18 protein-coding genes and 1 tRNA gene are annotated in these 16,417 nt (G+C 35.0%); 5 read left to right on the top strand and 14 right to left on the bottom strand.

The window, feature by feature from the left end; genetic code table 11:
- Positions 1 to 216: 216 nt before the first annotated feature.
- The 8 genes from J4050_RS07530 to J4050_RS07495 all read right to left on the bottom strand — a co-directional run bounded on the left by J4050_RS07530 (position 217) and on the right by J4050_RS07495 (position 6,547).
- Complete coding sequence (locus J4050_RS07530) at positions 217 to 1,224, bottom strand: hypothetical protein (RefSeq protein ID WP_208153887.1); 1,008 nt, start codon at positions 1,222 to 1,224, stop codon at positions 217 to 219.
- Positions 1,225 to 1,418: 194 nt separating this feature from the next.
- Positions 1,419 to 1,862 carry a YybH family protein gene (locus tag J4050_RS07525; RefSeq protein WP_208153885.1) on the bottom strand — a complete coding sequence of 148 codons (444 nt, stop codon included), beginning with the start codon at positions 1,860 to 1,862 and terminating at the stop codon, positions 1,419 to 1,421.
- Positions 1,863 to 2,040: 178 nt separating this feature from the next.
- Positions 2,041 to 2,736 (bottom strand): CPBP family intramembrane glutamic endopeptidase, encoded by a 696-nt coding sequence (locus J4050_RS07520; protein WP_208153883.1) that lies wholly within the window; start codon positions 2,734 to 2,736, stop codon positions 2,041 to 2,043.
- Positions 2,737 to 2,930: 194 nt separating this feature from the next.
- The gene (locus J4050_RS07515; protein ID WP_208153881.1) at positions 2,931 to 3,368 is read right to left on the bottom strand and encodes a hypothetical protein; all 438 of its coding nucleotides are present in this window, start codon (positions 3,366 to 3,368) and stop codon (positions 2,931 to 2,933) included.
- A gap of 166 nt (positions 3,369 to 3,534) precedes the next feature.
- Positions 3,535 to 4,203 carry a hypothetical protein gene (locus tag J4050_RS07510; RefSeq protein WP_208153879.1) on the bottom strand — a complete coding sequence of 223 codons (669 nt, stop codon included), beginning with the start codon at positions 4,201 to 4,203 and terminating at the stop codon, positions 3,535 to 3,537.
- Between the two features lie 363 nt (positions 4,204 to 4,566).
- On the bottom strand, positions 4,567 to 4,821 hold the full coding sequence (locus J4050_RS07505) for a hypothetical protein (protein WP_208153877.1): 255 nt from the start codon (positions 4,819 to 4,821) through the stop codon (positions 4,567 to 4,569).
- A gap of 222 nt (positions 4,822 to 5,043) precedes the next feature.
- On the bottom strand, positions 5,044 to 6,258 hold the full coding sequence (locus J4050_RS07500; protein WP_243878575.1) for a tyrosine-type recombinase/integrase: 1,215 nt from the start codon (positions 6,256 to 6,258) through the stop codon (positions 5,044 to 5,046).
- 215 nt (positions 6,259 to 6,473) lie between these two features.
- Positions 6,474 to 6,547 (bottom strand) — tRNA-Met (locus J4050_RS07495).
- Positions 6,548 to 6,677: 130 nt separating this feature from the next.
- On the opposite strand from J4050_RS07495, the gene J4050_RS07490 reads away from it, so the two are divergent.
- Entirely contained in the window at positions 6,678 to 7,070 is a 393-nt protein-coding gene (locus J4050_RS07490) for an START-like domain-containing protein (protein WP_208153875.1), read from the top strand.
- Between the two features lie 62 nt (positions 7,071 to 7,132).
- Positions 7,133 to 7,984 (top strand): aminotransferase class IV, encoded by an 852-nt coding sequence (locus J4050_RS07485; protein WP_208153873.1) that lies wholly within the window; start codon positions 7,133 to 7,135, stop codon positions 7,982 to 7,984.
- Here J4050_RS07485 and J4050_RS07480 read toward each other — a convergent pair.
- From J4050_RS07480 to J4050_RS07460, 5 genes are all read right to left on the bottom strand, one after another.
- Positions 7,981 to 8,535, bottom strand: coding sequence for a YqgE/AlgH family protein (locus tag J4050_RS07480; protein WP_208153871.1), 555 nt, complete (start codon positions 8,533 to 8,535; stop codon positions 7,981 to 7,983). The two genes, J4050_RS07485 and J4050_RS07480, sit on opposite strands and share 4 nt — an antisense overlap.
- Before the next feature lie 133 nt (positions 8,536 to 8,668).
- A complete protein-coding gene (locus J4050_RS07475; RefSeq protein WP_208153869.1) occupies positions 8,669 to 8,941 on the bottom strand; it encodes an HU family DNA-binding protein in 273 nt (90 codons plus the stop codon).
- 195 nt (positions 8,942 to 9,136) lie between these two features.
- Positions 9,137 to 10,096 carry a methionyl-tRNA formyltransferase gene (gene fmt / locus J4050_RS07470; RefSeq protein ID WP_208153867.1) on the bottom strand — a complete coding sequence of 320 codons (960 nt, stop codon included), beginning with the start codon at positions 10,094 to 10,096 and terminating at the stop codon, positions 9,137 to 9,139.
- Positions 10,093 to 11,985 carry a RecQ family ATP-dependent DNA helicase gene (locus J4050_RS07465; RefSeq protein ID WP_208153865.1) on the bottom strand — a complete coding sequence of 631 codons (1,893 nt, stop codon included), beginning with the start codon at positions 11,983 to 11,985 and terminating at the stop codon, positions 10,093 to 10,095. The genes fmt and J4050_RS07465 overlap by 4 nt, the downstream gene beginning before the upstream one ends.
- A complete protein-coding gene (locus J4050_RS07460; RefSeq protein WP_208153863.1) occupies positions 11,985 to 12,527 on the bottom strand; it encodes an AAA family ATPase in 543 nt (180 codons plus the stop codon). The genes J4050_RS07465 and J4050_RS07460 overlap by 1 nt, the downstream gene beginning before the upstream one ends.
- A 91-nt stretch (positions 12,528 to 12,618) precedes the next feature.
- On the opposite strand from J4050_RS07460, the gene J4050_RS07455 reads away from it, so the two are divergent.
- The 3 genes from J4050_RS07455 to murA all read left to right on the top strand — a co-directional run bounded on the left by J4050_RS07455 (position 12,619) and on the right by murA (position 14,969).
- The gene (locus J4050_RS07455) at positions 12,619 to 12,912 is read left to right on the top strand and encodes a DUF493 family protein (protein ID WP_208153861.1); all 294 of its coding nucleotides are present in this window, start codon (positions 12,619 to 12,621) and stop codon (positions 12,910 to 12,912) included.
- Between the two features lie 90 nt (positions 12,913 to 13,002).
- Entirely contained in the window at positions 13,003 to 13,647 is a 645-nt protein-coding gene (locus tag J4050_RS07450) for a DUF4290 domain-containing protein (protein ID WP_208153859.1), read from the top strand.
- 5 nt (positions 13,648 to 13,652) lie between these two features.
- On the top strand, positions 13,653 to 14,969 hold the full coding sequence (gene murA / locus J4050_RS07445) for a UDP-N-acetylglucosamine 1-carboxyvinyltransferase (protein WP_208153856.1): 1,317 nt from the start codon (positions 13,653 to 13,655) through the stop codon (positions 14,967 to 14,969).
- Between the two features lie 136 nt (positions 14,970 to 15,105).
- Here the strand turns inward: murA and J4050_RS07440 are convergent, their stop codons facing one another.
- Positions 15,106 to 16,410: a cryptochrome/photolyase family protein gene (locus J4050_RS07440; RefSeq protein ID WP_208153855.1), complete on the bottom strand. Its 1,305-nt coding sequence runs from the start codon at positions 16,408 to 16,410 to the stop codon at positions 15,106 to 15,108.
- Positions 16,411 to 16,417: the final 7 nt, after the last annotated feature.

Here is a 16,417-nt window from a genome sequence, read left to right as displayed (position 1 = left end):
TGATATTGATGTGTTTTTGTTCATTTGAATACTAATTTTCTCAAATATACCAAAAATTGGTATAAACGCAAAATTTTCTCAAATTGCACACAACGGTCTTGGCTATGGTTTCGTTACGGAATGGTACGCGAGTATCATTCCGCCGTAACCATAAATTTAGCAAAAAGGCTCGAAATTCCGATTAGGAATTTCAGCCGTAATGAACTATAGCCGTTGTTAGCTGTGGTTTTTTTTATGCTTTTTATTTGCATTTTCGGTTAAATCCTTAACAAACTTCTCAACGTTTTTAAAAAGTTCGACTTTTTTTCTATCAGGATATGGGTTATAAAGTTCTACTGTCGGCAATTCTGCTTCAAAAATTGCGTTTATAAATTCCATTTCTTTTGGATATTTATAAAATACTTTTCCTTTTGGAAAGTTGTTCTCTTTTTGCCATTGCTCAAATTTGTTTGAAAAACAATGATGACTTGGTTGCTTTATTTCTTCAAACAACTCTCGATTCACAATCATTGCAAAACGATACATTCCGTTAATTTCATATGCAAAATACTTTGCTAACTGATTACTAAGTTTATTAACAGAATATTCCTTTTTCTGGTATGCAGTGCATAATTCTTTCAAGCAATTACTAGCGCCTTTGGCATCATTATTAACCAAAGCTTTAAAATATTGAATGGTGTGTTTTTCCCAACCTGTAATTTTTTTCGATAGGAACTTGTCTGCTTTTTCAAGTGCTTTATTCTCAAATTGCTTTTGTTGGTAATAAAGTACTTTTAGTAAGTTTACTGAAACTTCTGTGTAATATTTACCTTTGGATTGAGGTAATTCTTTAGGAAAGAAATGGTCAATGACTGAAAAATCATTACAAGAAAAAGACCTAAAAGTATTGAAAAGAACATTGCAGTGGTCAGTTCCACTTGCCAACATCCCTCTATTTAAAAGCATTTGTCTTGATGTTTGGAACAGAATATTATTAAGATTTTCAAAGTCAAAGTTTTGATACAGATTGTAAAATCCGAAATCATTCATTTTACCAGCTAAGCGAACATAAGATTTTGTATTTTTTATGACATCTTCTTTGTCTTTCAAATATTTTTCAAAATACGTATAGTTTCGAGAGTCAAACTCTTGCCAAGTTTTTGGTGGATAATAGTAACCCCATTTTCTAAAACTTTCCTCTGCTAATTCTTCATAAGTCTCAATGAATTTTTTGGCATTTTTCATTTATTATTTTCGATAGATTTCATTTTCAGCGGTGTTTTTTTAAATCACAGCTAACGGTCTCGTATAACCGTCAGTTACGGGTTAAATTAGCTATTATTTTCGGTTTAGCACAGGCTTTAGCAATTCCGAGTGGATTCGGACGTAGTCGAATCCGCCGTAATTGCGGTTATACATTGTTAGGGCACGTTATTTTTCTATTCTAAAGTCACGAAAAGCTGTGATTTAATCAGCCATGAACCTGTTTCATTAGTCCACATTGCAGAATACTTTCCGCCAATTTGTGATTGACTGTTTTCATTTCTATCGTAAACTTTCCATGTTCCAGTTTCCCACGCTAACCCTCTTTTTTCGTTAACTGTAATTTCAATTGGTGTTCGCAACCAATAGTACTTATCCAAATCACCTTGAGATATATATTCTCTTATTGCTTTTTTTCCTGATTTCAAATTCCCATGTCCAGATGTGAGTAAAACATCTTCTGTCAAAAATGATAGGACTTTTTCGAGATTATTTTCCTTTAAAGCCATGTTAGAATCTTCACGAAGTGTCAAAATCTGCTCTTTATCAGATTGAGAATAGGTCTGAGTTAGTCCAAGAAATAGAAATAATGTTATGACTATGCTTTTTTTATAATTCATATTCTTTTTGTTTATTGTCATGCTAATGTGCCCTAACGGTATTGTGTATGGCTCGTTGCGGGAAATCAGCTATGATTTTCCGCCGTAACCGAAAGATAGCAAATTGCAATGAATTCCGATTAGGAATTCAGCCGCAATGAGCTATACACGTTGTTGGCGTGTCGTTTTTTATTAATTATTATACTTTTCCAATCATAGACATAGTATTAAGTATGCAATGAGCAATAATTAAAGGCCATAAATTTCGTCCAAATTTCACATATGCTATTCCCATCACTAAACCTATAATCCCTACTGTAATTGACCTTTCTGATATATCGTAAGAATGTCTAAATCCAAAAATCATTGCTTGCAAAAGAACAGCAATAGAAGTAGCAAACGAGGTTTTAGAAAACAAACGTTCAAACCAATTGATTAAAAATCCTCTATCCAACAGTTCTTCTAATGCTGATTGAAGCAATATGAATGGAATAATTGTAAAAAAATGAATCCAATTTCCTTTTAAATCTCCAAATTTAGAAACTGCATCTTGTGAGGAAGTATCTGGCGATAAATTAATAGGTAATATGTTTTGAATCTGCTGAAAAACAATAATTAGTATCGGAATAGCAATTAATATTCCAATAGTTACCAAAGGTGTTTTTAATAGACTTTTTGGTTTTCGTAATCCTAAATCTTTCCACGTTATATTTCGAATTTTCATTCTCCAAATGGCTATAATTAAAGTAGAGAATGACCACATTAATCCATTTACAATAAAAGGCAGTTGAGAAAAGTAAACTTCCCTTATCAAAAACATTACTGCGAGGTAAAGCAAAATGTCAAAAAGAAATCCTTTATAATTTATTTGTTTAGAAGTTAGTTCCGTATTCATTCCATTTATTTAATCTATAGTAGGACGATAAGGTGTTGTATTAAGTTACATTTATCTATGAAGTTTTGTTCAAATGCACGCCAACGGTCTTGGCTATGGTTTCGTTACGGAATGGTTCGGCAGAACTATTCCGCAGTAAACCAAAGATAGCAAACACACTGGGAATTTCCGATAGGAAATTCCGCCGTAATGAATTATAGCCGTTGTTGTAGCACGTTTTTATTTTTTTCGGTTAGATTTAGATAATTATTTTTTCCAAACGTTATAAAATACATTTGATATAGAAATCCAATTAACACAAACACAATTAGAAAATCAAATTGTAAATCAAAGGCATATTTGAATAGATAATATAAAAGTAAAATTCCTAAAACGAATTGAGTCATGACGCCTCCATATTTATATCCTCTAAGAACAAATGTTTTTGTTTCGTTTTCAGAGAGAACAATTTCATTTTTTTTACTTCCACACCAATCCACTTTTGCAAAAATTTGGTGTTTTCCAGGTTCAACATCAAATACTTGAATTTCGCCATCACTAATCGTTCCAGCTTTTTCTCCGTTAATATAAATTCCGATTTTACGAGCCTTATTTCGGTATTCTGATATTCTTTCTATAATTACTTTTGGCATTGATTAATGTTTTTCTCAAATGTGCTACAACGGTCTCGTATAACCGTCAGTTACGGGTTAATATGCGTTAATTTTCGGTTTGACACAGACGTTAGTAATTCCGAGTGGATTCGGACGTAGTCGAATCCGCTGTAATTGCGGTTATACATTGTTGTACGCAGTTTTTTCATACTCCCATTATTACTTTATAATATTCGAATTGCTCTATTTCTCCGTTTTCCTTTATTCTAAAAAATACTTTGTCAATTATATTCGAAGCATTAGAAAAATTTAAAAGATACCACTGGTTCTTTTTCAAGTCCATAGGTAGCGTGTCAAACACATTTTTTGAATAGTCGTAAAATTTTAGGTCAGCCACTCCGTCTTTTGTGAAAACCCACTTGTAATTCTCACTTTTTTCAAAAAATCCGATTTTTCTTTGGGCTTCAAAAGGAAAGTTTTCACTGATAATACTGTCGATAAGATTTTTACTATCAATGTATTCCATAATTCTTTTGTCGTGTCCTTCTCCGCCAAGTGAGTTTCCGTTCAAAGCCATTATGGTGTCCATTTTCTTTCGATTTTTAGAAATCAAACTTTTTTCTGTTTGATTATATACGTTTTCGCCTAAATGTCCAGAAAATCCTTTTGTTGGTCCACAAAAGAGTGATATTCCATCGGTATATTTTGTCGGTCTTCCTTCTTCATTAAATTCCGTTACGAATATTTCAATCAGGTCAAATCCGTCTTGAATCGGTTTGTCTCTATTTATTCCGTCTTGGGTAATTTGATATGAAGGGTCGCTACAACCAAATAGGATTAAAAAGATTATGAAATATGTAATTCTGATGTTCATTTTTCAAATTGCGTACAACGGCTCGCGGCTATGAATCGTTGCGGTTTGCGAGACACGTTAAAAATTTATTTTTATAAGTGTTAGTAGCAAAAAGAGCAACGATCAAAAGTAAAACCAATTGCGGAGCAATGATTTATAGCCAATGTTGTCCGCAGTAATTATTTATTAAACATAAAAATATAAAATTTAATATTATGGAATTTCAAATTAAAACAACTGATTTTGTTGAATTAATTAACAATCAAAAAATTAAAATTAATGAAAATGATTTTCAGAAATTAAAGCAAGAATTAAATCTCAAACCTAAATTTATTGATAATAAAATAGTACTTAGTGATTCTGATATTATAGAATCTATTAAAACTACTTTAAGTAATCATTTATTAAAGATTCAATTGCTGTGACAGATTTTTCACTATCTGATTTTATGTCAACATTAATGTTGTCTATTTTGCCTGAAAAAATAACTGTAGCATCATGTTTAGGTGATATACTTTTTAGTTTTAAAGTTATTTTTTTAATAATACTAAGCATTTGCTCATTGATAATTGAATTTGTATCTAACAATTCTTTTTTGTTTTCTCTGAGTTTTACCGTTTGGTTTTTTACTATTATCATATTTAAAATATTTAAGTCACCTGCAACGCAGGTGCAAGGTTTTACTTTTGATAGCCGCGAGCCGTTGTCCGCAATTAGCCGTCACAGGTCAAACGGAATGCAATGAGTTTGGTGACGCGTATCCGAAACAAGCACCGAAACCACGAGCAACGCGAGTTTAGGTTGAGGTGCGCAGTTGAGGTTATTGCGGACAACGTGTTATATCAAAACAAATTTAAGTATTTAATGGATTATATTTCGGGATATCAACACTTTTCCTGTTTCTTTTTGGGTTTTTGTTAAAGCCTCTATAGCTGTATCCAAAGGACTGTTAATCTTCATCAAATTACGTTGTGCAACATGGGTATATATCATTGTTGTTTCAGGTTTTGAATGGCCTAAAAGCATCTGGATATGCCGTAAATCAACACCATTTTCCATTAAATGTGTAGCATAGCTATGGCGCAGAACGTGCGGCGTTACATCTTTTCTTATGCCCGCCAATTCACAGCTCCTTCTTAAAAATGCACGAATACTAGCGCCCGAATAAAGGCCGCCATTGCGCCCCTCAACAAAATAACTGCTAGGGGAATAGGTGCTTAAGTAATTAAATAATAAAGGCTTTAAAACCTCGCTCATTGTTACCGTACGGTCCTTGCGGCCTTTAGCTTGCCTTATGTAAACCTGATTGCGGTCAAGATCTAAGTCACTAAGCTTCAAATTAAGGAGCTCACCAATACGCAGACCGCTAGAGTAGATAAGACCTATAATGGCACGATGCTTAAGATTTTTAGTCACTTGTATAAGGTCTATAATCTCTTCTTTAGACAATACTACAGGAAGTTTTTTACTCTTTTTTGGTCTAGTAAGTAACTCGGTATCAAAGTTTTCAAGATTACAATAGCTTCCCAAGTACTTTAGCGCACTAACACATTGGCGGTGGCTGCTAATGCTATAATTCTCTAGAGCCATAACCTTTTCAAAAAATAAATCCAAATCGCTTTTGTGCCATGTATTTATAGCCTTGGGCGTAACAAAATCTAAAAAGCGTAAAATAAAATAACCATAAGTGCGTATAGTGCTTTGACTTAAGCGTTTTCCTTTTAAAAAGCCTATGTAGGCCTTCAGCAGCGCCTTGTATTCTAAAGGTAAGGCCTTAAACATATTGGCCATGTTCCTCTTTGGCCTTGTCTTTTTACTAGCGTACGGGACCTGTTTTTGTTTGTTGATAAAGGCACTGTAATCAACATATAAATTATGGCTTCTTAGATACATAAACAACTCGTGAAGTTGTGAGTTGGAATAGCCAGTGTAATAAGTTCCGTACGTGGCGGACCATTTGACCCTCTTAAAGCCTCTAACAATAGATTCTGTCAATTCGGAATGTTGAAACGTAATGGATATGTGCTTAGAATTCTTACGGTAGAAAGGCGATAAGGTGATGGTTTGCTGTATCATGATTTTATAAATAATAATACAAAATATTGAAAATTAACACTTTGGTCAAGAAATCAATCATAATGCTACAAATTGTAGCATTAGTAAGATTTGTCCATACGCTTATTCAACAATCACTCTCATATAAGTTTGCTTTCATATAATTAAGCTTATAAAACCTCATGTTTGTGGCATAAAAAAAAGCCCAACACTGTCGTACTGAACTTTTATTACTGTAGCGAGAACGAGAATTGAACTCGTGACCTCCGGGTTATGAATCCGACGCTCTAACCAACTGAGCTACCTCGCCATAAATGCGGCTGCAAATATAAAAACATTTATAACGACTACAAACAGTAAAATCTAAAAAAATATTTTTCTAAGATAGTTTTGATTTGGTACATAATTGTATATATTGAGCACATAATACAACGCATTATATGGACGACAAAGAAAAATTTGAAATGGAGTTTGTGATACAAGCATCTCCATCTTTACTATACCAATACCTTTCTACACCCTCTGGCTTATCCGAGTGGTTTGCAGATAACGTTAACTCAAGGGGAGAGCTATTTACTTTTATTTGGGATGGCTCAGAAGAACAAGCCAAATTATTAAGTAAAAAAAGTGGAGAACGGGTAAAATTTAGATGGCTTGTAGATGAAGAAGATGGTGCCTCGTTTTATTTTGAAATGCGTATTCAAGTCGATGAAATCACAAAAGACGTGTCTTTAATGATAACGGATTTTGCAGAGGAAGACGAAGTAGAAGAGGCTAAAATGCTTTGGGATAATCAAATCTCAAGCTTAAAGCAAGTTTTAGGCTCTACTTAACATAAGACTAGGTATTCTCAACTATATTTGTCCCGTTTTTAAAGAAAAGCGGGACTTTTTTTATGATAAATATCAACGGAGAATTAATACAAGAATCAGATAGTAATAGTTCTACAGAAAATAGAGGTTACAAATATGGAGATGCCCTGTTCGAAACCCTTAAGGTAGTAAACGGTACCATATTTTTTTGGGAAGACCATTATTTTAGGCTCATGGCCTCAATGCGTATTATGCGAATGGATATTCCTATGAATTTTACTATGGAATACTTACAGGCCGAAATTACCAAAACCTTAGAAGCTAACAGTTTAATATCTTCCACTGCCAGGGTGCGCTTAAATGTAGATAGAGGCTTTGGTGGAAAGTACTTGCCTACCAAAGCAGCCCAAGTAGGTTATAATATTAGGGTAGAGGCATACTCCAACCCATTTTATACTATCGATGACGATTTAAGCTATGAGGTGGATTTGTACAAGGACTATTACCAGGCACCTGGCCTTTTGTCTGGCCTAAAATCCAATAACAAAGCCTTAAATGTAATGGGTAGCATCTATGCGTCTGAGAACGGACTAGATAATTGTTTAATCCTAAATACCAATAAAACCATAATCGAAGCTCTAAACGGAAATCTTTTTTTGGTAAAAGGCGATAAGATTAAAACACCGCCTCTAGAGGATGGTTGTTTAAAGGGAGTAATGCGCAAGCAAATCATAGATATCCTTTCTAGTGACGTTAATATTTACTTTGAAGAAGCATCAATTAGCCCCTTTGAACTCCAAAAGGCGGATGAGCTCTTTATAACCAACGTTATTTTAGGTATAGTTCCCATAACCAAATACCGTAAAAAGATATATGGCAATACATTTGCCAAAGCCACTTTGGCCAAATTAAATACAAAGTTGAGATTGGGTTAGTTGTAACTGGGGTTCTCGGGTGCATTAGACCAAATACTGTAATTACCACCCAGTTCTAACATTTTGTCGCGCCAAAACGTACTGCAAGACTTGGCGATAATATCTTTATTGTGAACATTTTTTGTAACCAGCCAAGCGTTAGATTCTAATTCGTCCACCAATTGCTGTTCTGCCCAGCCAGAGTAGCCCAAGAAAAATTTAATATCGTCATTTGAAATTTGATTAGCATTAATCAGATTAATAACAATATTAAAATCGCCTCCCCAAAAGATACCGTTAGAAATTTCAATGCTGTTTGGAATGAGGTCAGGGGATTTATGAATAAAATAAAGATTGTCTTGCTCAACAGGGCCACCGTTATATATAGGAAATTCAGATTCGGTCCCTTCAATAAGGTCCTTTAAATTGTAGTCTAATGGTTTGTTAAGAATAAAGCCTACAGAACCTAATGGATTATGATCTGCAAGCAGAATGACCGCACGATTAAAAGATAAATCGCCTATAATTGATGGCTCGGCAATGAGTAGGTTGCCTTTTTCAGGTTTGCTCATAAGCTAACGGCTATTGATAAGACATTTAAATCTAGACTATTTAAATGAAATAAACAACTTATATGCCTTTAAACTTAAGACAAAAAAAGCCCGCTCGAAGGAGCAGGCTTTATATTTTAAACAAAAAATGATTTTAGTTTACAGCGTTGCTTAAGTCAGAACCTGCCTTAAACTTCACTACATTTTTAGCTTTAATCTTAATAGTCTTTCCAGTTTGTGGGTTTCTTCCTTCTCTTGCAGCTCTTCTAGAAACTGACCAAGATCCGAAACCTACTAAAGATACTCTGTTACCTTTTTGCAAAGAACCTTCGATATCAATTAATAAAGAGTCTAATGCTTTTTTTGCAGCTGCTTTAGTAATTCCAGCATTTTCTGCCATACCATTGATTAAATCTGTTTTGTTCATAAATATTAAATTTAAATTGTTAAAAATTCGGTTTTTAAATAGTATTTGTTAAAATCCGTACACAAATTTATCAGTAAAATTAAGCTACGCAAGTAATAGCAAGGGAAATCAGGCTATTTGTTGATAAGTCATACCATTTGTTAATAAAGAAACGCATTTTGTCGAATATTTTCTAAATCCACGTTATACAAGGGCTTAGAGTAGTTTTGCGTTTTTAGAAAATTGAAAACCGTTGAGCAGGGATTTTGTATCCATTTTTCGCTTTCCCGGTAATTGAATTTTTAGAATTTCTATAAAACCACCTCGGCAGGCAATCTTTAATGTAGAGGAAGACACTACCACTGTACCAGATGCATGGTTGTGATCCAACTTTTCTTTCTTAACATCAAATACTTTTATCATAAGCTCCTCGTCCTCGTCATTATTTAGGTAGCACCATGCCGCCGGAAAAGGATTGAGACCTCTTATTTTATTGTAAACCTCATCTAAAGGTTGGCTCCAATCTATTTTACAATTCTCTCGGTTAAGCTTATAAGCCGTTTTTAAAGCTCCTAATTTGGGTTGTATTGAGGTGGAAACCTTATCTTTTTCTATCAAATGCACCGTATCAACTACAAGCTGTGCTCCTAAATGCATTAGCTTATCGTGTAAACTGCCCACGGTTTCATCTTTACCAATGGGTAACTCTGCAGAATCAATAATCGCTCCGGTATCAATTTTTTCATCAATAAAAAAGGTCGTGGCTCCAGTTTTGGTTTCGCCATTGATTATTGCCCAATGTATGGGAGCCGCTCCCCTGTATTGTGGTAACAGTGAGGCATGCAAATTAAAGGTGCCGTATGCCGGCATTTGCCATACAACTTTTGGGAGCATCCTAAAAGCCACTACAACTTGTAGGTTGGCATTTAAGGACCTTAGTGTTTCAATAAATTCGTCGTCCTTTAAATTAGTGGGCTGTAAAACGGGCAAGTTATGCTGCAACGCAAAAGCTTTAACTGCAGATGTACGGAGTTTTTGTCCTCGTCCTGCAGGTTTATCTGGCGCCGTAATTACACCTACGACATTATAATTGTTGGATATAAGTGCTCGCAGGCTTTCTACTGCAAAGTCTGGTGTGCCCATAAATACTATTCTCAGGTGTCGTGATTTGGTCATGCTATTTTATATGTATTTTTTTCCGTTATTTCAACTTTTTTTAATTCAAGAAGTTCACTTAAACTAGCCAATAATTCAGCTTGTGTACATTGCGCTTTTAAAAGTAATTGACGCGAGGATAAATCGCGTTCTTTTAATTCAGATAGAATAAATGATTTTAAATCTGTAGTTAGTGTTGAGTCGCTAATAGATTTAGATAGACATACCGAACATTTACCGCAGGTTTGTTCTACTTGCTCCCCAAAATATTTTAATAGTTGAACGGACTTACAAACGGTATCATTTTCGGTGTAGGCAATAACGGCTTCGATTTGATCTTTCTTTATCTGGTTTTGTTGCTCAATTACTTTTGCTATTGGGTTAATTGTAATAGCGTCTTCTCGCGGTTTTAGAAAGGTAATTTCAGAATCAGAATGTGCGAGCTCCAATCTTATAATATTGTCCTTTTCTAGTCGCTGTAGTTGTTGGATTACGGTTACTTCTTCTAAATTAGACTTTTTAACAACTAGGTTGAGGTTTACTTTAGTGTCATAATCAAATATGCCACCATAGGTTCTAAGAAGTACCTTAATTAAGGTATTTAGTTCTAGTTGTCTTTCCAAATAAGCAAAAACGTGTTTATTAGATGCTAAAAACTGAATCTTAGTACGGTAGTTAAACTGCTGTACCAAAGTTATTATTGCATTTCTATCTAAAACCAAAAGGCCATTGTAAGCCAAACTCGGACTTAATTCATAGGTTTTGCAAAATTTTTTAAAATCTAATTGATGTGTGGAATTTTCACCTTCACCATAAGAGATTTGTAAAAAGTTGCACAACTTATTATAGAGGTACTTCACAAATTTTACATCTGGGAGAGCGTTTAAAAACTGTGCTTTTAAATGATTGTCGTCTAGAGGTTGTTTTAAAAGGTAGGCGAATGCTTCATTGCCATCTCTACCTGCTCTTCCGGCTTCTTGGTAGTAGCTTTCTAAACTTTCTGGTAGATTAAAGTGAATTACAGTTCTTACGTTAGCCTTATCAATACCCATACCAAAAGCTGTTGTGGCAACCATAACCTGTTTCTGGCCGTTTAACCACTCATTTAATCGTTTTTCCTTGTCTTTATTAGCTATGCCTCCATGATAGGTCGTAGCATTTATATCTTTGGTTTTAAGATAATTCTTTAGGTCTTCCGTAGACCTTCTATTTCTTACATAGACTATAGAGGAGGCATTGTGCTTATTTAAGAGGTGTTCTAGTTGATAGCGCTTGTCTTCGGTCTTTATTACATGATACGCAATATTAGGTCTGGCGAAGGAGGCTCTAAAAACTTTTGGGTCTATAAAATCTAAGTTTTCAATAATATCCTCTACTACCTTTTCTTTGGCCGTAGCCGTTAAAGCGATGCAATTAACATTGGGCTGAAGTTGTCTTAAGGTAGCAATGTTATTATAGGCTGGTCTAAAATCATTACCCCATTGACTAATACAATGGGCTTCGTCAACCGCAATAAGATTTACGTTCATGCGTTGAATGCGCTCTTGCACTAATTGTTGTTGCAGTCTTTCTGGGGAGAGGTATAAAAATTTATAATTACCGTAGATACAATTGTCTAATAGTGTATCTAAATCTGCATAGGATAACCCAGAGGTTATTGCCATGGATTTTATACCTTTTTGTTTTAAACTATTAACCTGGTCGGTCATTAAAGCAATAAGAGGGGAAATTACAACACATATACCATCCTTAATTAATGCAGGAATTTGAAAGCAAATAGATTTTCCGCCGCCAGTTGGCAATAAGGCAAAGGTGTCTTCACCTTCTAGAACAGCATTTATAATGTTTTCTTGGTGTGGTCTAAATGACGTATGGTTCCAGTAATGTTCTAATACCTCTAAAGGGTGCATCACCTTAAGTTTAATGTATTAAGCACAAATTCTGCTCTATTTGTAACAGAATCAAAAGGTACATCAATTAAATTATATTGAAAACGTCTGTACGTATCTACCAGTCTGTCGTGAATAATTTTGGCCTCTTCAAAACTCTCATAGCGTTCCGAGTCGCTAACAAATATATCTTGCCAAGGTGCTAAAATAAAAACAGTATCGTAGGTATGGTCTATGCAGGCCTCCTCATAGCGTTTGGGATAAGAATCTCCGATGTAGTCCATATAGGCTAATATATCTGGTATACCTCTATCTAAAAAGACAAGGGGCTCAATGTGGCCTGAAGCATCGAAGTATTGCCTTTTGCGACCCTCCAGCAATTTATCACTAAATAATAGGGGATTGGTTAAAAAAAGTTGCTCAATACCATTCTGTCGAGCCTGCAAGGTAATATCGCGAGAAATTTCATCGAAACAGGTGAAGCCAGATTGTTTTAATTCAGTAATTATGGAAGATTTTCCTGTTCCTGGACCTCCTGTAATAACAACTTTTCTTGATTGCAAACGTATTGAATTTAAAGTGCAAAAATCGGGATTATTTATAAGACTGAAAAGTGATAACTAAGATGTATCTTTGCATTCCAAAAACAGAACTATGAGCGAGGATAGTAAATCTGAAGAATTTTACTTAAAGTTAAAGACGCAATTGCAGGATACGGCACTTTGGCCATCCGAATATCTATATAAGTTTATTGTAATTACGGAAACTTCAAAAATAGAGAAGCTTAAGTCCTTGTTTAATCATCAGGGAGCGGTAATAACCACTAGGGCTTCTAAAAACGGGAAATACACAAGCGTTTCTATAAACGTGCGTATGAAAAATCCAGATGCGGTTATCGCTAAGTATAAAGAAGTTGCCATTAAAATCGAAGGAGTAATTTCTCTTTAAATCTTGCACTAAGGTTCATATTTTTTTGTACTTTGCGGCTAAACCTAAATACTACGGGTTAATAATTACAGACTACACATTTTTACCATTTTGACAAACGATTTAGAATACAACACGGAGCGGGAGCATTTAATTATCCCAGAATATGGCCGTCATCTTCAAAAGATGATCAATTATGCCAAATCAAAAGAAACTAAAGAAGAGCGAAACAAATTAGCAAAAGCCATTATTTCGGTAATGGGAAATCTACAGCCACATCTAAGAGATGTGCCAGATTTTCAGCACAAGCTATGGGACCAGCTTTTTATAATGTCTAATTTTGAACTCGATGCGGATTCGCCATATCCAAAACCTTCCGAAGAGGAGTTAACCTCTAGGCCAGATCCATTAAAATATCCACAAAACCATCCTAAATACAGATTTTATGGTAATAATATAAAAACCATGATCGATGTTGCTTGTACCTGGGAAGAGGGCGAGATGAAAGAAGCTTTGGTTTACACTATAGCAAACCATATGAAGAAGTGTTATCTCAACTGGAATAAGGATACCGTTGAAGACTCAGTAATCTTTAATCATTTGTTTGAGTTGTCTGACGGTAAGATAGATTTAAAGGGTAGTGAAGAAGACTTAACGGATTCAACGAGTCTTTTGCGCACAAAATCCAAATATGGAGGAAAAGGCGGCGCAAAAAAATCAAAAAAGAAATATTCTAGCAATAGAAAGCGTTATTAGGTTCTATGGGAACATTTAGAATTGAAGGTGGACATAAATTACAAGGAGCCATCAAGCCTCAAGGTGCAAAAAATGAGGCCTTACAGATTTTATGTGCAGTATTATTAACTGCAGAACCTGTAAAAATTCACAATATTCCAGATATTGTAGATGTTAATAAGCTTATAAAACTACTTTCTAATTTAGGGGTAAAGGTTGAAAAACTAGGACCTAATACGTATAGTTTTACAGCGGATGAGGTTAATCTAAATTATCTGGAATCAGAGGCCTTTAAAATTGAAGGTGGTGGTCTCAGGGGATCTATTATGATTGTCGGTCCACTATTAGCAAGATTTGGTCGTGGATATATTCCCAAACCAGGAGGTGATAAAATAGGCAGACGTCGTTTAGACACTCATTTTGAAGGCTTTATAAATCTCGGAGCCAAATTCAGGTACAACAGAGAAGATCATTTCTATGGTGTTGAAGCAGAAAAATTGAAAGGCACCTATATGCTGCTAGATGAAGCTTCCGTTACCGGTACTGCTAATATCGTAATGGCGGCCGTATTAGCAGAAGGCACAACAACGGTATACAATGCGGCTTGTGAGCCTTACCTGCAGCAGTTGTGTAAAATGCTAAACAGAATGGGAGCCAAAATTTCTGGTATTGGTTCTAATATGCTAATTATAGAAGGTGTTGACAGTTTAAAGGGTACAGAGCATACCATGCTACCAGATATGATAGAAATTGGTAGTTGGATTGGCCTAGCCGCGATGACAAAAAGTGAGCTTACCATAAAAGACGTTAGTTGGAATGATTTAGGACAAATCCCAAATGTGTTTAGACGTTTAGGCATAAGAGTAGAGCAGCACGGTGATGATATATATATTCCTGCACATACAGATGGATATCAAATCCAGAAATTTATTGACGGCTCTATTTTAACTATTGCAGATGCACCATGGCCTGGTTTCACTCCAGATTTATTGAGTATAGTTTTGGTTATAGCCACGCAAGCAAGAGGAGAAGTACTGGTGCATCAAAAAATGTTTGAAAGCCGTCTATTTTTTGTAGATAAGCTTATAGATATGGGCGCTAAAATTATTTTGTGTGATCCGCACAGAGCAACGGTTATAGGCCACGACTTTAGGTCTCAGTTAAAAGCTACAACCATGACGTCTCCAGATATTAGAGCTGGGATATCCCTATTAATTGCAGCACTTTCTGCAAAAGGAACCTCGGTAATTCATAATATCGAGCAAATTGATAGAGGTTACGAAAATATTGATGAGCGTTTAAGAGCAATTGGTGCTAAAATTGAACGCTTAGAAGGTAATTAGAGCTAAGACCTTCAATGAAAAAAGTCCTGAAAATCAGGACTTTTTAAATTGTTTTTTGAAATGGTTATTTCGTTTTAGACTCTGGTGTCTGTTACCGTAACGGTTAAACTATCAGTTTATTGTATAGATGTTAAAATTAATTGAGAGCAGATTTATAGGTCGCTAAACAACGTTCTCTAGCCATTTTATGGTCAACCATAGGTTCTGGGTAGGTTAATTCTTGAAAATCTGGAACCCATTTTTTAATATACTCTAGGTCTTTATCAAATTTTTTGATTTGCGATGTAGGATTAAAAATTCTAAAATACGGTGCAGCATCAACACCAGAACCAGCAACCCATTGCCAATTTCCAACATTACTAGCCATTTCATAATCGTGGAGTTTTTCTGCAAAATAGGCTTCTCCCCAGCGCCAATCGATTAATAAATGCTTACAGAGAAAACTTCCAACTAACATACGAACGCGATTGTGCATAAAACCCGTTTCGTTAAGTTGACGCATACCTGCGTCCACTAAGGGGTAACCTGTTTTACCTTCGCACCATTTTTTAAATTCACCTTCATCGTTTCTCCACTCAATGCGGTCATATTTAGATTTAAAGGCTCTATCCTTTGTATGAGGAAAATGCCACAAGATTTGCATAAAGAACTCGCGCCAAATCAATTCTTTCCAGAAGGTCTCATTATCTTCATTAATGGCTTTTTTCATCATTTTGCGTACACTTACAGTTCCAAAACGCAAATGTGGTCCAAGCCTAGATGTAGCCTCCTTTGCCGGAAAGTTTCGGGTTTCTTCATACTCCTGAATAAGTGTCGGTGTTACATCATATGGCTTAACGAGTTGATTAGAGCGCTCAAAACCAATGTCTGTTAAGCTGAGATTAGGCAATCTTGTATGTTGAACAAGATTCTCTAGATACGAATTGGTGTAATAGATATTAAGGTCAATAGTTTTAAATTTTTCTTTCCAAGTGCGCATATAAGGTGTATAAACCACATAAGGGTTTCCATCCTTTTTAACCACGTCGTCTTTTTCAAAAATAACTTGATCTTTAAAGGCGTGGAATGCTATATCCTTTGATTCTAAATATGATTTAATAGAGGCGTCACGATCTCTGGCATAGGGCTCATAATCGTGGTTAGTATAAACCGAGTAGATTTTGTGGTCTTTGACAAGTTGCTCAAAAATGTCTTTTGGTTTCCCGTGATACATAGCTATACTGCTATTATTTTCATCTTGAAGCGTTTGCCTCATATTCTGAAGGGTATCAAAAATAAAGGTCAATCGTGCATCATCTTTTGGTAGTTCATCCAATATTTCGGTATCAAAAATAAATATTGGCATTACAGGATATTCACTTTTTAGCGCTTCAAAAAAGCCAACATTATCATCTAAACGTAAATCTCGTCTAAACCAAAAAATAGATATAGGTTGATTCATTATAAAA

The organism is Winogradskyella pelagia (genome assembly GCF_017581965.1).
Taxonomy (GTDB): domain Bacteria; phylum Bacteroidota; class Bacteroidia; order Flavobacteriales; family Flavobacteriaceae; genus Winogradskyella; species Winogradskyella pelagia.
Note: the sequence above shows the minus strand (reverse complement) of the source record. Positions and strands in the feature narration are given on the sequence as shown.

Coding starts and splice junctions, on each gene's coding strand:
- J4050_RS07530 (WP_208153887.1), bottom strand. CDS start 1,224: ATGAAAAATGCCAAAAAATTCATTGAGACTTATGAAGAATTAGCAGAG.
- J4050_RS07525 (WP_208153885.1), bottom strand. CDS start 1,862: ATGAATTATAAAAAAAGCATAGTCATAACATTATTTCTATTTCTTGGA.
- J4050_RS07520 (WP_208153883.1), bottom strand. CDS start 2,736: ATGAATACGGAACTAACTTCTAAACAAATAAATTATAAAGGATTTCTT.
- J4050_RS07515 (WP_208153881.1), bottom strand. CDS start 3,368: ATGCCAAAAGTAATTATAGAAAGAATATCAGAATACCGAAATAAGGCT.
- J4050_RS07510 (WP_208153879.1), bottom strand. CDS start 4,203: ATGAACATCAGAATTACATATTTCATAATCTTTTTAATCCTATTTGGT.
- J4050_RS07505 (WP_208153877.1), bottom strand. CDS start 4,821: ATGATAATAGTAAAAAACCAAACGGTAAAACTCAGAGAAAACAAAAAA.
- J4050_RS07500 (WP_243878575.1), bottom strand. CDS start 6,258: ATGATACAGCAAACCATCACCTTATCGCCTTTCTACCGTAAGAATTCT.
- J4050_RS07490 (WP_208153875.1), top strand. CDS start 6,678: ATGGACGACAAAGAAAAATTTGAAATGGAGTTTGTGATACAAGCATCT.
- J4050_RS07485 (WP_208153873.1), top strand. CDS start 7,133: ATGATAAATATCAACGGAGAATTAATACAAGAATCAGATAGTAATAGT.
- J4050_RS07480 (WP_208153871.1), bottom strand. CDS start 8,535: ATGAGCAAACCTGAAAAAGGCAACCTACTCATTGCCGAGCCATCAATT.
- J4050_RS07475 (WP_208153869.1), bottom strand. CDS start 8,941: ATGAACAAAACAGATTTAATCAATGGTATGGCAGAAAATGCTGGAATT.
- fmt (WP_208153867.1), bottom strand. CDS start 10,096: ATGACCAAATCACGACACCTGAGAATAGTATTTATGGGCACACCAGAC.
- J4050_RS07465 (WP_208153865.1), bottom strand. CDS start 11,985: ATGCACCCTTTAGAGGTATTAGAACATTACTGGAACCATACGTCATTT.
- J4050_RS07455 (WP_208153861.1), top strand. CDS start 12,619: ATGAGCGAGGATAGTAAATCTGAAGAATTTTACTTAAAGTTAAAGACG.
- murA (WP_208153856.1), top strand. CDS start 13,653: ATGGGAACATTTAGAATTGAAGGTGGACATAAATTACAAGGAGCCATC.
- J4050_RS07440 (WP_208153855.1), bottom strand. CDS start 16,410: ATGAATCAACCTATATCTATTTTTTGGTTTAGACGAGATTTACGTTTA.